14 protein-coding genes and 1 pseudogene are annotated in these 15,715 nt (G+C 36.4%); 10 read left to right on the top strand and 5 right to left on the bottom strand.

Translation table 11 applies throughout. The features are described from left to right. Window positions 1–574: 574 nt before the first annotated feature. Window positions 575–1,366 carry an SDR family oxidoreductase gene (locus HLX49_RS04220; protein ID WP_296360896.1) on the top strand — a complete coding sequence of 264 codons (792 nt, stop codon included), beginning with the start codon at window positions 575–577 and terminating at the stop codon, window positions 1,364–1,366. A 406-nt stretch (window positions 1,367–1,772) separates the two neighbouring features. On the opposite strand, the gene ytaF is transcribed toward HLX49_RS04220, so the two are convergent. Further along, window positions 1,773–2,498 (bottom strand): sporulation membrane protein YtaF, encoded by a 726-nt coding sequence (gene ytaF / locus HLX49_RS04225; protein ID WP_367112723.1) that lies wholly within the window; start codon window positions 2,496–2,498, stop codon window positions 1,773–1,775. A gap of 245 nt (window positions 2,499–2,743) precedes the next feature. On the opposite strand from ytaF, the gene HLX49_RS04230 reads away from it, so the two are divergent. The 3 genes from HLX49_RS04230 (at window position 2,744) to HLX49_RS04240 (ending at window position 6,957) form a co-directional block, all read left to right on the top strand. Continuing rightward, window positions 2,744–4,924: a DNA topoisomerase III gene (locus tag HLX49_RS04230; protein WP_077705566.1), complete on the top strand. Its 2,181-nt coding sequence runs from the start codon at window positions 2,744–2,746 to the stop codon at window positions 4,922–4,924. A 435-nt stretch (window positions 4,925–5,359) separates the two neighbouring features. After that, window positions 5,360–6,556 (top strand): M20 metallopeptidase family protein, encoded by a 1,197-nt coding sequence (locus HLX49_RS04235; RefSeq protein ID WP_077705563.1) that lies wholly within the window; start codon window positions 5,360–5,362, stop codon window positions 6,554–6,556. Window positions 6,557–6,717: 161 nt separating this feature from the next. Beyond that, on the top strand, window positions 6,718–6,957 hold the full coding sequence (locus tag HLX49_RS04240) for a ferredoxin family protein (protein WP_077705560.1): 240 nt from the start codon (window positions 6,718–6,720) through the stop codon (window positions 6,955–6,957). Between the two features lie 281 nt (window positions 6,958–7,238). Here HLX49_RS04240 and HLX49_RS04245 read toward each other — a convergent pair. The 3 genes and pseudogenes from HLX49_RS04245 to HLX49_RS04255 form a co-directional block, all read right to left on the bottom strand. Then, window positions 7,239–7,691 (bottom strand): annotated as a pseudogene (locus HLX49_RS04245) (ASCH domain-containing protein). A 105-nt stretch (window positions 7,692–7,796) separates the two neighbouring features. After that, entirely contained in the window at window positions 7,797–7,943 is a 147-nt protein-coding gene (locus tag HLX49_RS04250) for a hypothetical protein (protein ID WP_164085266.1), read from the bottom strand. 505 nt (window positions 7,944–8,448) lie between these two features. Next, window positions 8,449–8,661 (bottom strand): hypothetical protein, encoded by a 213-nt coding sequence (locus HLX49_RS04255; RefSeq protein WP_101932430.1) that lies wholly within the window; start codon window positions 8,659–8,661, stop codon window positions 8,449–8,451. A gap of 246 nt (window positions 8,662–8,907) precedes the next feature. On the opposite strand from HLX49_RS04255, the gene HLX49_RS04260 reads away from it, so the two are divergent. The 6 genes from HLX49_RS04260 (at window position 8,908) to purU (ending at window position 14,793) form a co-directional block, all read left to right on the top strand. Beyond that, window positions 8,908–9,840, top strand: coding sequence for a phosphate/phosphite/phosphonate ABC transporter substrate-binding protein (locus HLX49_RS04260; RefSeq protein WP_077705554.1), 933 nt, complete (start codon window positions 8,908–8,910; stop codon window positions 9,838–9,840). A 100-nt stretch (window positions 9,841–9,940) separates the two neighbouring features. Then, window positions 9,941–10,711, top strand: a complete 771-nt coding sequence (phnC, locus tag HLX49_RS04265; RefSeq protein WP_296360897.1) for a phosphonate ABC transporter ATP-binding protein — start codon at window positions 9,941–9,943, stop codon at window positions 10,709–10,711. Next, the gene (gene phnE, locus HLX49_RS04270; RefSeq protein ID WP_101932429.1) at window positions 10,708–11,508 is read left to right on the top strand and encodes a phosphonate ABC transporter, permease protein PhnE; all 801 of its coding nucleotides are present in this window, start codon (window positions 10,708–10,710) and stop codon (window positions 11,506–11,508) included. Before phnC ends, phnE (HLX49_RS04270) begins: the two co-directional genes overlap by 4 nt. Next, a complete protein-coding gene (phnE, locus tag HLX49_RS04275; protein WP_077705546.1) occupies window positions 11,505–12,272 on the top strand; it encodes a phosphonate ABC transporter, permease protein PhnE in 768 nt (255 codons plus the stop codon). The genes phnE (HLX49_RS04270) and phnE (HLX49_RS04275) overlap by 4 nt, the downstream gene beginning before the upstream one ends. A gap of 529 nt (window positions 12,273–12,801) precedes the next feature. Then, window positions 12,802–13,518 carry a gamma-glutamyl-gamma-aminobutyrate hydrolase family protein gene (locus HLX49_RS04280; RefSeq protein ID WP_296360898.1) on the top strand — a complete coding sequence of 239 codons (717 nt, stop codon included), beginning with the start codon at window positions 12,802–12,804 and terminating at the stop codon, window positions 13,516–13,518. A 375-nt stretch (window positions 13,519–13,893) separates the two neighbouring features. Continuing rightward, the gene (purU, locus tag HLX49_RS04285) at window positions 13,894–14,793 is read left to right on the top strand and encodes a formyltetrahydrofolate deformylase (RefSeq protein WP_296360909.1); all 900 of its coding nucleotides are present in this window, start codon (window positions 13,894–13,896) and stop codon (window positions 14,791–14,793) included. Window positions 14,794–14,885: 92 nt separating this feature from the next. On the opposite strand, the gene HLX49_RS04290 is transcribed toward purU, so the two are convergent. Beyond that, complete coding sequence (locus tag HLX49_RS04290) at window positions 14,886–15,590, bottom strand: hypothetical protein (protein ID WP_296360899.1); 705 nt, start codon at window positions 15,588–15,590, stop codon at window positions 14,886–14,888. Between the last annotated feature and the right edge of the window lie 125 nt (window positions 15,591–15,715).

Genomic DNA, 15,715 nt, shown 5'->3' on the forward strand with positions numbered 1-15,715 from the left:
GAGTGAGAAATTCATCATTAATTTCAGTACGTTTGAAATAGTCATCAGATGTTACGTACGAAGGTAACTATCCAACTAAAAGATGCGATAGTTGAAGTAATGTGTTCATGGATGCCAATTCTAAACAACTATTACGTTACTCATTTAAAATATGATTCATGCTAATTTCATCTATAACCGCGGTAATCTTTCCACTGGATGTTCTCTAACTTAAGCAACGTAAGCCCTACCTGCTCTTACGTCCTTGCGACCCCGAAGTCGCGCCAGTGTGAATAAGCATGGTCAAAAACATAGTAGAATGCCAATGCTTATATGCCACTTCATTACAATTAATAAATACTATCATATTATTATTGTTTTGTCAATTATGAATTTCTGAAAAAGATTTTGCATGTGATCTAGAAGAGGAAAAGTAGCTTCATATTAGGTATACTATAATTTAGAAATTTTGTAGCTTACTTTTATATAAACAGTTTCTTCGTGTACTGAAAGAGAAAAACTTGTATAAGTAACCCATTGTTGTGGGGAAATTAGGATTAATACTTAAAAGCCATGATAAAAAGGAGCATGATTAATGGATATGCAATTACAACACAAAACCGTGCTAGTTACTGCTGGAAGTAAAGGGTTAGGAAATGCGATTGCTACAGAGTTTGCAAAAGAAGGAGCAACTGTGTTTATTAGTAGCCGAAATGAAGAAAACTTAAAGAGGGCTGTAAAAGAAATAAAAGAAGCTACGGCTAATCCAAACGTGGAATACTACGTATGCAATATGAAAGATGCGGATGCAATTAAGCAAATGATTCTCTCTATTGTAGAAAGAGAAGGGAAGGTAGATGTTCTCATTAATAATGCTGGAGGTCCGCCAGCAGGAAGTTTTCTCGAAATGGATGATGAAAGCTGGTATCATGCATTTGAATTAAATTTACTTAGTTTTGTAAGAACGATTCGTGAAGTAGTTCCGCATATGAAACAGCATGGAGGTGGGAAGATTGTCAATATCGCTTCCTCTTCTATTAAGCAAGCACTTGACAATCTAGTTTTATCTAATACAATGCGACCAGGTATAGTTGGTCTTTCCAAAACGTTAGCTCAAGAACTAAGTGCAGACAATATATTAATTAATACGGTGGGTCCAGGTTCTGTGAAAACAGATCGGGTTCTTGATTTAAACAAGAAAAAAGCAGATAAATTGCAAACATCGCCAGAAGATATCATGGCTAAAGCTGAACAAAATATTCCCATGAAGCGCTATGGTAAGCCAGAGGAATTTGCCAAAGCAATTGTATTTTTAGCTTCCGGAGCAAATACGTATATTACAGGTCAAGCTTTAATCGTAGATGGCGGGCTTGTAAAAGCATTGTAGATAAAATAAATGTATGGTTTCCCTAAATTCAAACTAAACTGTATGAAAAGCATTTGAGAGGAAGTGGATGATATTACGAAATCAAGCAGGTCATTACTAAGCAAGTGAATAAGTACACGTATGGCTTAAATTTATAAAAAAGTACACTTAAGTTTGGATTTGCAGAGATATTCATAGAAAAGAATAGCTACAGTGTGACGGTTTAGGTTTATTAACCTCAGAGGTGATTGGCCGATGTGATAACATAGGTAGACTTCTATAGGCGGCGGTGAGACCCAACAATGCGATTAGAATGAACTGGGTCACCCGCCACTCGTGTAAAAGTGACATATATTTTCCGTGAGGGATGAATTCATCACAATGCCAGTGTTTAAATAGATAAACGGCTTTCGACTTCATCTTAAAGTTAATGAACTAAATTTGTTATGCCAAGTGTAATGAGTAATAGCGGGGGAAGAAAGGTGAGTCGTTGCATATGCCTATTTTTCGTTAGTATTCTGCCTGCTGTTAAACCTAGGTATAAGAAAGCGCCACTCATGCAAGCAATTAACAAAGCGGTTAGAATAGGGGCATATCCTAGCATGGATGCACCAATCCCAGCGCCGAATGCATCTAGAGCTAAAGCAAAGCCAAGCAATACCGCTTCACTTGGTGAAATGATACCAGAACGATCCAAGTCAGCTTTATCAGGTGTAGATAAAACAGTTGTTAAAATATTTTGTTTCCGCTTCTGGTTTTGATTCGACGTGTCCGATTTTGAACGTAAACAGTTAATAAAAGCAAAGCAACCTAGTACAATTAAGATACTTCCTCCGAGCATACTTGCAATATCTGGTGTAAGGACAGTAAGAAACATACTACCAATAGTCATAGATACAAATACGATAACTCCAGAGCATACCATAATAATGAAAAGAGCATTAAAAGGGACACAAATGTTACGCATACCATAAACAACTCCTGCACTAAAGCTGTCTAAACTTACCGCAATTACTAATAGAATTAACCCTGTATAAAATAGCATAGCATCAATTCCTTTGCATTGTTCTAAAAATATTGTATGTACGATGTTATTTGTTGTGCGTATCCAACTTCTGAATGCCTCGTGATAAATCATACGCTTTATATTCACTGCATATTCTGTTTGCGCTACAGGTAAGTATAAAAATTTTAGGATTTATAGGTTAAGCAAAAATTAGGCTTTCTCCATAAAAATTTGGAGATAAATCAAGTTTTTCTAAGACGAATAACTTTTCTCCTCACTAGCTGTGCAAGTACACATTTTTCCGAAGCCTATGCCTTTAAGGGTTGGAGTGTCAAAGAAACTCGCTTTTATGTTATGATGAAAAATAGGTAACGTTAGAGAGGATTTTAAATATGAGTAAAATAGTAGTATTAGCAGAAAAGCCTTCTGTAGGACGGGACATTGCCCGTGTATTGCAATGCAATAAAAAAGGAAATGGTTTTATGGAAGGTTCAAAATATATCGTCACATGGGCGCTAGGGCATCTTGTGACGTTAGCAGATCCTGAGGCTTATGATGCAAAATATAAAACATGGAAATTAGAAGACCTTCCGATGCTGCCGAAAGAATTAAAATTGACGGTAATTAAAAAAACAGGGAAGCAATTCCAAGCTGTAAAAACACAACTTCATCGAAAAGATGTTCATGAAATTGTTATTGCTACAGATGCTGGAAGAGAAGGAGAGTTAGTAGCTCGCTGGGTGTTGGAAAAAGCAAATGTGAAAAAACCTGTTAAGCGCCTATGGATTTCTTCTGTAACGGATAAAGCAATTAAAGATGGATTTAAACAGTTAAAACCGGGGAAACAATTCGAAAATCTATATGCTTCAGCCGTCGCAAGATCTGAAGCGGATTGGTATGTTGGTCTTAACGCTACAAGAGCTTTAACAACAAAATTTAATGCCCAACTATCCACTGGTCGTGTGCAAACACCAACCTTAGCGATGGTAGCCTCAAGAGAAAAGGAAATAAAAACGTTTCAACCGAAAACATACTATGGAATAGAAGCAAAAACGAACAAAGAGTTTTCGCTTCTTTGGCAAGATGAAAAAAATAATAAACGACTTTTCTCTAAACAAACAGCTGAAAAAATAATTCAGAAAATAACCAATGAAGCGCTACAAATTGTGCATGTTGAGAAAAATTATAAGAAAAAATCTGCACCACAATTGTATGATTTAACAGAATTACAACGTGATGCTAACCGAATGTTTCAATTTTCTGGTAAGCAAACTTTGTCTATTATGCAAAAACTATACGAACAGCATAAAGTATTGACCTATCCTAGAACAGATTCACGTGTGATTTCAACAGATATCGTTTTTACATTAAAAGATCGCGTAAAAGCGTGTGGCGTAGATGCTTACGCTCGTCATGCTAACAAGATTTTGCGTAAAGATTTAAAATTACCAAAATCAGTTGTAAATAATGCGAAGGTAACAGATCACCATGCGATTATTCCTACCGAACAATCTGTTATGCTTTCGGATCTTGATGATAAAGAACGAAAAATTTATGATTTAGTTGTAAAGCGGTTTTTGGCAGTTTTATCAGATCCTCATGAATATGAACAAACGACAATTATCGCTGAAGCAAAGGGTGAAAAGTTTGTTGCACGAGGGAAAATGGTTAAGAAACAAGGCTGGAAGGAATTATATCAGCGCAACTTCTCGGATGATATAGAAGAAGATGAACAACAATTACCGACTATAGAAAAGGGACAGCAACTTCACCCTGTTCGTTATACGTTAACACAAGGAGAGACGAAACCACCAGAACGATTCACAGAAGGTACATTATTACAAGCAATGGAAAACCCTGTTCGTTACATGAATACGTATGATACAAAGGTAGCCCATACGTTAAAAGATACGGGTGGGATTGGTACGGTCGCCACACGCGCAGATATTATTGAAAAATTATTTCATAACATGTACATGGAGTTGAAAGGAAAGTATATCTATTTAACTTCAACTGGCAAACAACTGCTTGAATTAGTACCAGAAGATTTACGTTCCCCGGCATTGACAGCCGAATGGGAGCAAAAGCTTAGTCAAATTGCAGAAGGAAAAGCGAAGAAAGAGCAGTTTATTTCTGAAATTAAAGGCTACACAAAACAAGTTGTTCGGCAAATTAAATCCAGTCAGGAAAAATTCAAACATGACAATATGACGGGAACAAAATGTCCAGATTGTGGAAAACTCATGCTGGAAATATCCAATAAAAAAGGGAGAATGTTAGTCTGTCAAGATCGCTCATGTGGACATAGAAAGAATATTGCCAAGCAGACAAACGCTCGTTGCCCTAACTGCCATAAACGTCTGGAACTTCGTGGAGAAGGAGAAGGGCAAATTTTCACTTGTAAATGTGGGCATAGAGAAAAATTATCTACTTTCCAGACAAGAAAAGAACGAGAGAAAAAGCATAATGTTTCGAGAAAAGAAGTTAATAAATACTTGAAAAAGCAGGATGATGATGGATTTGCTAATAATGCATTAGCAGAACAGCTGGCAAAACTAAAGTTGAAGAAATAAATGAGCTATAACAACCTTGTGATAGCTTTTATCACAAGGTTGTTGTTCTTAAATGCTTATTTATACCGCTTTTCATCTAGTGCTTGATGGGATTTTTCGAGTGTTTTCACCTTGCTAGGTCGCTTCTCATTTGCCATTTGTTTTGTAGCTTCAATGGGATCATCTTTTGCTCTTTATAATTTTCAGCGCTACATCCTCACATCTAGTTGCATTAACATTTGGTAGCTATATGTTCGCATAATAAAAACTTCTTTTGAGTTGTCATCATGCTATTGTTGAATTGAACTACTTCAATAGTCAACATCCAGCATGCTCTAAACGTAATAAACAGCTGTTAAACCATCTATAAAATATCACTCAAAATGAAATTTTTTAAAAAAGAGAAATTATACTAAAATAAAGTATTATCACAATGTTTGTATGATGGAGGGAATAATGAAAAAATCGAATATAGCTTATGAGGTGAAAAAGATAGAGAAAGAAGTGGAATTCATACGTAGATATTTCCATCAATATCCGGAGTTAAGCAACGAAGAAATTGGAACTTCAGCTTTTATTCAAGAAAAATTACGGCAGTTTGAAATCCCTTTTGAAACCGGATACGCAACACATGGTGTATTAGGTATTATTCATGGTAAGTCATCAGGAAAAACCGTGGCGCTTCGTGCTGATATGGATGCATTGCCTATTCAGGAATTAGTCGACCACGCTTACCGTTCAACATACAAAAATAAAATGCATGCTTGTGGTCATGATGCGCATATGGCTATGTTGTTAGGAGCGGGTTATGTGTTGCAACAATTACGTCATGAATTTAATGGAACGGTATTGCTCGTATTTCAGCCCGCTGAAGAAGATGCGCCAGAAGGAGGAGCCCAGCGATTAATGGATGAGGGTATTTTCTCTGAATATGTTCCAGATGTAATTTACGGTCAACATGTATGGCCGGATTTGCCTGTTGGGCAAATTGGTGTAAGAAATAAAGAAATGATGGGCGCTTCGGATAAATTTGAAATCACGCTTACTGGGGTTGGCGGGCATGCAAGCATGCCTCATCAAACCACGGACGTGATGGTAACTTTAGGCCATGTTATCACCAGTTTGCAAACCATTGTTAGTAGAAGTCTAGATCCTTTGGAGGCATCCGTTGTAACGATAAGCAAAATAACGGGAGGCGAGGCAGCGAATATTATTCCAAATCAAGTAAAAGCGGAAGGTTCTATTCGTACCTATGAGCCTTTTATACGAGCTCGCCTGAAGGAACGTTTTTTCACTATTACGAAACAAATTGCAGAAGCTTTTGAAGTGAAAGTAGATATTACGTATCAAGATGGTTATCCTGCTACGATTAATATACCAAAATGGGCCAGTCTAGCAAGGGAAACAGCTAACGAATTAAATCTAGATACACCAGAAATAAATCCGTCTTTAGCTGGTGAAGATTTTAGTCGCTTTTTAGAAAGTTATCCTGGTGCATTTATTTGGTTAGGTACTCAATTAGACGAAACTAATAAACAAGCTTCCCTACATGATGCGCGCTTTCAAATAAATGAACGTGCTTTACCTATCGGAACATCCTTTTTAGCGCAGTTAGCGATAGATACGTTGCATGCTTTTGAAAAAGAAACATAAAAATAGGAAACAATAATGGGGTGTGCAATTGGAGTAGGTTGATCCGTTTTACGTATTGAATTTAAAGTTTTTTTTCAAAGCTGTTTACTTGCAATCATGTTCTCATGTATCATTAAATAAGAAGTAAGCTTGGTTTAATGATATAAGGGAGGTTAATATAGATGGCTTTTGTTATTTTAGATCCTTGCCGAGGCGAGAAGTCAGGGGAATGTGTTAGCGTTTGCCCTGTTGATTGTATAGAAGAAGGTCCTGATCAATTTTATATTGATCCAGATATTTGCATTGATTGTGGCGCTTGTAAAGCAGTATGCCCTGTAGATGCCATTGAAGAAGAATACGATCTAACTGCTGATCAAGAAGTCTTTCTAGAAAAAGCAGAAGAATTTTTTGCGAATAAATGACGTTGTAATTTAAAGAAGAAAACGAAAAATACATTTGTATACTACCTTTTAAATAAAAGAAATGTCTTTTAGGTGGTAAAAATACTTGTCTATAGATTGCACCTCCCATCGTTGAACATCAGTTAACAATTGGAGGTGCGTTTCGTTTTTTCTACTATAGGAAAGTATTAAATTTCTAGTTAATAGCATAAGCAAAACGATGGCGCTCCATCGCCATAAAGACTGGGTGATGCTAAGTTTTTTTAAAACGATTAAAAGCAAGCTAAGTTTTCTAGAGCCTTTTACTTCTGCTTGACATCATTTAATGTAAAACGTTCACATACCAACATCATATCTTCTGAATATGCAAGACCTACATTCCTAAGTTCCTGTTTTAAGAACTTTTCATTGCGTATCTTTCCAGTATTGATATGTTCTATTTCCTTCTTCGTCTGCGATAGCGAAATCTTCTGGAACTTCATTCATAGGCATTATTTGTACGTCGATGGTTTTAATAATTGCTAGTGGCTCCTCATTGCTATTTAAAATAATGCTATAGTCTTGGACAGTATGAATTGGTTCATTTTCCAATTCATAAAATATTTGCCCAGAGCTGTTTTTAGACCATCGATAACCAGTTGAGCCAAATAGTCGTCTGGGTCATCGTCAAATTGCCAAGCGGTTACAGCTGTTGGTTTTTCTTCACGTCTAGCATTCCAAAAATTATCCCAATAGGTTTTCGATATGTTGTTCATTCCTTTTCCCTCCAGCAACAAAATCACAGATTGGTTTTCTAATTATTAGTGGGGGGTGAAAGAAAGCCACCCAGTGATGAAAATTTCACTTTATTATATTAAATCCTATCGCTTAACTGATTGATCTTCTGCCTTTTCAGCTAATTTACTGGCAATCCAACGCTTCGCTGTTTCGTCATCTACGTCGTATACTTTTCCTGCACGTAGTAAGTCTCCGTGGTAGGCAGTTTGAACGTTCATTTTCACCTTCATTAATTTATAACTCCTTTTTATCCATGATGTATAAGTGTATTATCCATTATATCATGAATATAAAAGGAAAAAGTAAATGAGGCGCAAATTAGCAGTGATGCAGGAGGAGTAATGAGGAAGAGAAATGTGCTGGAAGTGTTCGCGAAGAAGTGATTAAAAGTATCATTTCATGAAAAATATTAACATTCATTCAAGTAGTCCTTCTATCCAATTATTTTCATCTTTATATATTTTGAACATGAAATACATAAGAATGGTGAGTGCGAATAAAGGACTATTTTCTTCCACAGTGTCCTCAAACTGAAAGGTTGTTTTCAAGCTAAGGGATGCAACTTTAATCTTGGCAACTTTATTATGATTAAACTTTATTTCTAAATCTCCAGCCCAATTTTCCTCGATTAGAATTTGATGATTTTTCTACCTCCCCCATAACACAAAAATAAAGTATGTTACTCCCTAATTTATCTTTGAAATGATACTTTTTAGAATTAGTTTGTAGCTGATACTAGGTTAATACGAGGCGTTTCCAACCATTTTTCTTTATTCCAAGAACATAATATTTTTCCTCATCATAGCTTGTATAGGTAAAAACACGATCTTTTTCAAGTGTATTAGCAGTTGTTTTGCGAATGTATCCGACCTCTTCTTGATCAATGGTTATAGGTATGGATTTTTTTGCTGAAAAATAAATAGGAGCTTGTAAATGGTAGGTTTTCATTTGTGTTCCCCCTTATTTATAAATATACGAATTAGCATAGTTAAGGTTTCGAATTATTATATGGCTTTAAAGAAATTACGTAAAGTTTACATGTAATTAATACTAGCCAAATAATTGTTTTGTAGAATAGGGGAAGAGTGCTCAGCGAAATCAAAACTTTATACATAACAATCATTAGAAAGGAAAGAGAAGTGGTTTTTTCGGTGAAAAGCACTTGAAGATTACATCTATTAGGAGGGAACGGGCTTGAAAAAAGCAAAATACGTAGGACTATCTTTATTACTTTCAATTGGATTTCTCTCTGCTTGTGGGGATGATGCGGATAATGCACAAGCAAAAAAAGGTGAAGAAAAATTAGACGAGCTCTCTGTGCAATTTGTTCCTTCACAAAATGCAGATACACTAGAGGCGAAAGCAAAGCCTTTGGAAGAATTACTTAGTGAAGAATTAGATATTCCTGTTGAAGTAAGTGTATCTACGGATTATAACACGATCATAGAGGCTATGGATTCAGAACAAGTGGATGTTGGATTTTTACCACCAACCGCCTATGTACTTGCACAAGAAAAAGGTTCAGGCGATGTCATGTTGCAAGCGCAGCGTTATGGTGTAAATGATGATGGTTCCCCAACAGAAGAATTAGTGGATTCATATAATTCTATCTTTATTGTCAATGAAGATTCTGATATTGAGTCTGTTGAAGATTTAAAAGGAAAGAAAATTGGTTATCAAAATGTAACATCTTCAGCAGGCTTCGTTTGGCCAGCAGCTACATTACTAGAGGCTGGTATTCATCCTTTGAACGATGTGGAGCCAGTAACATTAAAAGGGCATGACCAAGCGGTGATTTCTTTGTTAAATGGTGACATAGACGCAGCTGTAACGTTTCAAGATGCTCGTAATGTCGTTGCTAGTGACTATGAAGATGTTTTTGAAGAAACACGAATTATTGAATTTACGGAACCAATTCCGAATGATACCGTAGCGATTCGTCCTGAAATTAATGATGAAATGAAGAAAGCTATTACGGATGCTTTTATTGCTATCGGAAAAGACGAGGAAGGTCAGCAAATCATTCGTGATATTTATTCTCATGAAGGATACGTAGAATCACAAGATAGCAATTTTGATATTGTGAGAGAATATGAAGAAAAGGTAAGTAAAGAAGTAGAAAAATAATCTTACAGACTGCGTTTCTGTGACTACAATAAATTACAAAGAAGGCTGCTCGCCAATCGCGAACAGCCTCCTTTTACTTCAATAGAAAGTAGGGGAATCCTTGATAGAATTAAGAAATGTTTCTAAAGTATATTCCAATGGTACAAAAGGATTAGATGATATTGATTTACAAATTAAGGAGGGGGAATTTGTCGTTATAGTAGGGTTATCTGGTGCAGGGAAATCTACGCTCCTCCGTTCCATTAATCGTCTGCATGAAATAAGTGAAGGAGAAATAACAGTTAACGGAAATTCGATTTCTGAAGCAAAAGGAAACGAATTGTATCGAATTCGACGAGACATTGGGATGATCTTTCAAAACTTTAACCTCGTACGTCGATCCAGCGTCATGAGAAATGTTTTATCTGGGCGAGTCGGTTATCATTCGACATTAAAAATGATACTAGGTTTATTCTCTAAGCAAGATAAAGAACTTGCTATGAATGCATTAAACCGTGTAAATATAGCAGAAAAAGCCTATATTCGTGCGGATCAACTATCTGGAGGACAGCGGCAAAGGGTTTCCATTGCTCGTGCGTTAGCGCAAGAGGCTAAAGTTATTTTAGCGGATGAACCAGTAGCTTCTTTAGATCCAATTACAACGAAGCAAGTAATGGATGACTTGCTGCGAATTAATCAAGAATTAAATATTACAATGGTAGTTAATTTGCATTCTGTTGATCTGGCTAGAAAATATGCTAGTCGAATTATTGGTTTAAATAAAGGGAAAATAGTATTTGATGGAAAAGCTAATGAAGCAACAGAAGAAGTTTTTGCAACTATTTATGGAAACCATGAATTAGTGGCAGAACAGATAGGAGTTGCAAAATGAAAGAATCACAGTTTAACCAGTCGCTAGCAATACCTGTTCCTCCATCTAAGCTAAAGCCTTTTTTTACAACAGTCTTCATAGCAGTGTTACTGCTTTGGGGAGGTTGGCAAATTGAATTTTCATTTACAGAGTTACTTCGTGGATTGCCGAATATGTGGGATCTTATTGTTCAATTGGTGCCGCCGAATTGGGATTATTTTTCGGTTATCACACAGCCGATTTTAGAAACCATTCGTATGGCGGTAGTTGGAACAACGCTTGGTGGTTTAATCGCATTCCCGTTATCAATTTTGGCAGCGCGGAATGTTTTCAGCTCTGCATGGATTACAACATCAGCCAGGTTTGTTTTAAATTTAATTCGTACGATACCTGAGTTGTTATTAGCTGCTTTATTTGTTGCCGTGTTTGGTATTGGACCTATACCAGGTATTTTTGCGCTCATGTTTTTTTCTATTGGTATTATTGCTAAGCTTTTTTATGAATCGATTGAAGCAATAGACCCTGGACCACTGGAGGCAATGACCGCAGTTGGTGCAAATAAATTAAAATGGATTTTTTATGGTGTCGTCCCGCAAATAATGGCATCATTTATGTCGTTCTTTCTATACACATTCGAAATTAATATCCGTGCGGCAGCAGTGCTTGGTTTGGTGGGAGCTGGGGGTATTGGTCTATATTATGAACAAACACTTGGATTTCTTGACTATGGGAAAACAGCTTCCATTATTATTTATACATTAGTAGTTGTTTTAATTATTGATTATTTGTCAACAAGAATAAGGGAGAAATTAACATGAAGCGAATTCGTTTGATTGCAATTGTTGCCATCGTTTCAGCTATATACATCTGGGCTTTTGTTGGTCTACCGAAATTAGAATGGAAGGATACATCTGTTGAAGTGGTTTCTGCTATTGTTTCTGGTCTGTTTCAACCTGATTGGGGTTATGTGTATGACCCCGATGGAGAGGATTTACTTCGTGGGTTGTTAGATACACTAGCTATTGCTTTGCTAGGAACATTTATTGCTGGTATTCTTTGTATTCCATTTGCTTTTTTAGCTTCAAAAAATGTTATTAAGTCTAAGGCTACTGTTGGAACAAGTAAGTTTATGTTAAGTTTTATTCGTGTGTTCCCTGATATTGTACTTGCCTTATTATTTATTAAAGCAGTAGGACCAGGAGCCTTTGCAGGTGTTCTAGCTTTAGGTATTGGTGCTGTTGGTATGTTAGGAAAGCTAATTTCAGAAAGTATGGATCATGTAGATTTAAGTGCCAAAGAAGCATTAATATCCTCTGGAGCAAATCCAGTAAAGACCTTTATTTTTGCCATTGTACCACAAGTATTACCAAACTTTTTCTCGTTCATATTGTATCGCTTTGAAGTAAATGTACGTGCCGCGGCAGTTTTAGGTGTCATTGGCGCTGGAGGAATAGGAACACCGCTTATTTTCGCTTTAAGTGTTAGAGATTGGGAAAGAGTAGGGATTATTTTGTTAGGGATTATTTTGATGGTAACGGTAATTGATATGATTTCAGGAAAATTAAGAGCACGTTTCATTTAAATGTCTTGAACAAAGGCGCAAGCGCCCGTTTAGCAATGTAGCAACTGGAACGAAGCGACTGAGATAAAGGAACCACGGTGAGGTACGAACCGATGGTGACTTATCGTAGGGCGATTTCGTGAAGTTGCCTAGTTGCTGGCAATGGAACCGGACGTCGCTATTACGTTATTTCTTTGTCCTATAGTAGCAAATTTTTATACTTTCCTATTTCTCTAAAAAGGTCGCTTTGTGGCTATGTCTTTATTCTGGATATAAGGTGATGTTAGCATTAGAAAAGATGTGTACTAGGAAAGTATAAGAGGGAGATAATGGCTTTAGAACATATGTAACAATTCGTGGGGGGATGAAAGCCCCCTCACTGATTGAAGCTTCATTTTATGCAGTTGAACGAAAAATACATAGAAATATTTCTTTTTATAAGGAATAAGAAATATTTTTATTAACATGTGGCAACTTGCTCAAATTATCCGTATACTAATTAGAAGTCAGGTTTATAGACAGAAAATTCTCTCTAGGGAGTGTGTTTTCAATGAAGCCAGTTATTGGAGTAACGCCATCTGTAGAAAACGCATCGAATATGCATTTTGTAAGTATTGCTAATATTACAGCAATTGAGGGAGCGGGAGGCACCCCAATAATTCTTCCTTTTGTACCTTCAGAAACGCAAATAAGACAAATTGCCAGTTTAATTGACGGGTTATATTTAACAGGGGGCAATAGTATCGACCCTACATTATTTGTTGAAGAACCGCATCCGAAGTTAGGGGAAATTAATCCGATACGTGATCAATACGAAGTTGCATTAATACAAGAAATACAAAAGCACCAAAAACCCATATTAGGAGTTTGTAGAGGGTGTCAGATTTTAAATATTGCCTTAGGCGGCGATATGTACCAAGACATTTATGCACAAATGGAAGGGGGATTGTTACAGCATAAGCAACATGCTCCCGATGGTCATGCTTCTCATTATGTTCACGTGAAAGAGGACTCCGTATTACGAGAAATTGCCGGTATGGAAAAAATAAAAGTGAATAGTAGGCATCATCAGGCTAACCGAAAGCTTGGAGAGGGTATGCAAATTTGTGGTATGGCAAGTGATGGCGTCGTTGAAGCAATAGAAAGCAGAGAAGAGTCTTTCTTATTAGGAGTTCAGTGGCATCCGGAAAACTTAGCGATAGAAGAAGATGCTGTCTCTAAAAATATTTTTCATGCGTTTATAGAAGCTTGCAGGGAAAGAAGCTAACATCATTCATGCATTTTGGTAAGCTTAATGGCTATTGTAGAAATAGGACTTAAAAGAAGGAGGGAAGCTCATCTCGATGGAGGTAGTATATATGCAACTTAACAAATAATTGTTGGTATTTTTAACATGTGAATATCAAACGGAGAAGGTGGGATTTGAACCAACAAGGCGCATACACGCTCTAGCGCATTTCGCCCCCTTCAGCCAGACTTGGGTACTTCTCCATATATAAGAACAATAAATATTGTAAAAGATCTTTTCAATAGTGACAAGTTATTTGCATGAAATCTATAAGTGATAGAAAGAAATAGTATTGACTCATTTCTTAAAATAGCATATTGTATTATGTAAAAATAAATGATTGAGGTATTAACTATGAATCACTTCATGAAGAAAAGTATTGAACATTTTAAAATTGAAAATGAAAACAAGGCACGTCTGTTAATTAAATGCCCAGATCAGCCTGGAATAGTAGCCACTGTTTCTGATTTTTTATATCGAAACGGAGCAAATATTATTACTTCTGATCAATATACATTGAATCCTGACGGCGGTCAGTTTTTTATGCGTATTGAATTTTATTGTCCGCAATTAGGTGAAAAAGCAGAGCAAATCGAGCAGGCATTTCAACCTATTGGCGAACAATTTGCGATGAATTGGCAATTCGTTTATGTTAGTCAATTGAAAAATATAGCGATTTTTGTCTCTAATGAACCGCATTGTTTAATGGAATTGTTGTGGGAATATCAAAGCGGTAGTCTTATGGCGAATATCGCTCTTGTTATTAGCAATCATGAAACGGCTAGAGAAACCGTAGAGTCGGTGGGAATTCCTTTTTATTACATTCCAGCAAATAAAGATATTCGCAAGCAAGTAGAGGAAAGGCAACTTCAATTGCTGAAAGATTACGAGGTCGATGTTATTGTGCTTGCGCGCTATATGCAAATATTAACAAGTGACTTTGTTAAAAATTATGAGAACAGAATCATTAATATCCATCATTCTTTTTTACCAGCTTTTGTTGGTGCAAAGCCATATGAACGTGCTTATGAACGCGGTGTAAAAATGATTGGAGCGACCTCTCATTATGTAACCAATGATCTAGATGAAGGTCCGATTATTGAGCAAGATATCGGTAGAGTAGACCATAGAGATGATATTGCGAAAATGAAGAAGATTGGACAAGCGATCGAGAGGGTTGTTCTATCACGTGCTGTCAAATGGCATCTGGAGGATCGGATCATTGTGCATCAAAATAAAACGATCGTGTTTTAGTGAAAGGAAACTTGTCTCCTTTCACTATAGAAAAAAATAATATAAGAAAAGCTTAGCTATCGTCATAAGATTTTGCCGATAGCTAGGTTTTTCTAATATCCAATTTTGGCGTTATGTAGTTTCCAATGCATATTTTGTTTCGGGTCACCGCTGGACATCAATGTACCTTTTATTGTTACTTTATCCCCAGGCTTCAATGCTTTCTTTGGAGTACTTCTTCCAAAATCGGCAAGAAACACTTGGTAAGCCTCATTTTTCTTACTTGATTTAACTTTAGACCATTTTTGCCCGTTGTATCTGTTTCCTCCCCAAACGTATACCTTTTTTCCTTTGGCTTCCATCACGTAACCTTTCCAAGTTACTTTTTTTCCAGATAAATGCTTATCCCATGTTTTCTTTTGTGTACTACGGCTTAATTTTTTGTATTCTTTCGTAAAAGTAGGGAAATTTTGTACTGCTTTTATCGTTTTTTTCTGTTGAGAAGAAAGCGCGTTGGTTTTCTTTTTGCGTTTATCATCGTCGTATTCGTCGTCATCTTCTTCGTCATCGTAATCATCATCAATTACTCGTTTATCTTTATCCGGGGTTTCGGCTTTGCTTTGTTCTTGGTTTGCATACTTTTCTTTCAACTCGTCAGGCATCATAAAGGATGCTATGCTAAATAAAACGATGGAAACGAGTGTTATCAAGCCGCCTCTGTATTTTTTCTTTTTAATAGCACCCACGATTAGTAAGATAATGCCAGCAATGATCCCCAATGATGCGATTGTACCTAATAATGTACTGATTATAGCCATATGAATTCCTCCTCCACGTAATAGTACCATAAAAAAGGAAGCGGTTGTATCTAATATGATCAGCAAAAAATACTTCTTTCCATTGGCTTAGAGAAGATTCTACCTTGTACATGTTGAATTAGGAA

The sequence above is a fragment of the Virgibacillus sp. genome, assembly GCF_013393565.1.
In the GTDB taxonomy this organism is placed as follows: Bacteria; Bacillota; Bacilli; order Bacillales; family Amphibacillaceae; genus Virgibacillus; species Virgibacillus dokdonensis.

What these genes read in the sequence shown, in the direction of transcription:
- HLX49_RS04220 (WP_296360896.1), top strand. Translation starts at nt 575, where the DNA reads ATGGATATGCAATTACAACACAAAACCGTGCTAGTTACTGCTGGAAGT.
- HLX49_RS04250 (WP_164085266.1), bottom strand. Translation starts at nt 7,943, where the DNA reads ATGAAGGTGAAAATGAACGTTCAAACTGCCTACCACGGAGACTTACTA.
- HLX49_RS04235 (WP_077705563.1), top strand. Translation starts at nt 5,360, where the DNA reads ATGAAAAAATCGAATATAGCTTATGAGGTGAAAAAGATAGAGAAAGAA.
- HLX49_RS04240 (WP_077705560.1), top strand. Translation starts at nt 6,718, where the DNA reads ATGGCTTTTGTTATTTTAGATCCTTGCCGAGGCGAGAAGTCAGGGGAA.
- purU (WP_296360909.1), top strand. Translation starts at nt 13,894, where the DNA reads ATGAATCACTTCATGAAGAAAAGTATTGAACATTTTAAAATTGAAAAT.
- HLX49_RS04280 (WP_296360898.1), top strand. Translation starts at nt 12,802, where the DNA reads ATGAAGCCAGTTATTGGAGTAACGCCATCTGTAGAAAACGCATCGAAT.
- phnE (WP_101932429.1), top strand. Translation starts at nt 10,708, where the DNA reads ATGAAAGAATCACAGTTTAACCAGTCGCTAGCAATACCTGTTCCTCCA.
- HLX49_RS04290 (WP_296360899.1), bottom strand. Translation starts at nt 15,590, where the DNA reads ATGGCTATAATCAGTACATTATTAGGTACAATCGCATCATTGGGGATC.
- HLX49_RS04255 (WP_101932430.1), bottom strand. Translation starts at nt 8,661, where the DNA reads ATGAAAACCTACCATTTACAAGCTCCTATTTATTTTTCAGCAAAAAAA.
- phnE (WP_077705546.1), top strand. Translation starts at nt 11,505, where the DNA reads ATGAAGCGAATTCGTTTGATTGCAATTGTTGCCATCGTTTCAGCTATA.
- HLX49_RS04230 (WP_077705566.1), top strand. Translation starts at nt 2,744, where the DNA reads ATGAGTAAAATAGTAGTATTAGCAGAAAAGCCTTCTGTAGGACGGGAC.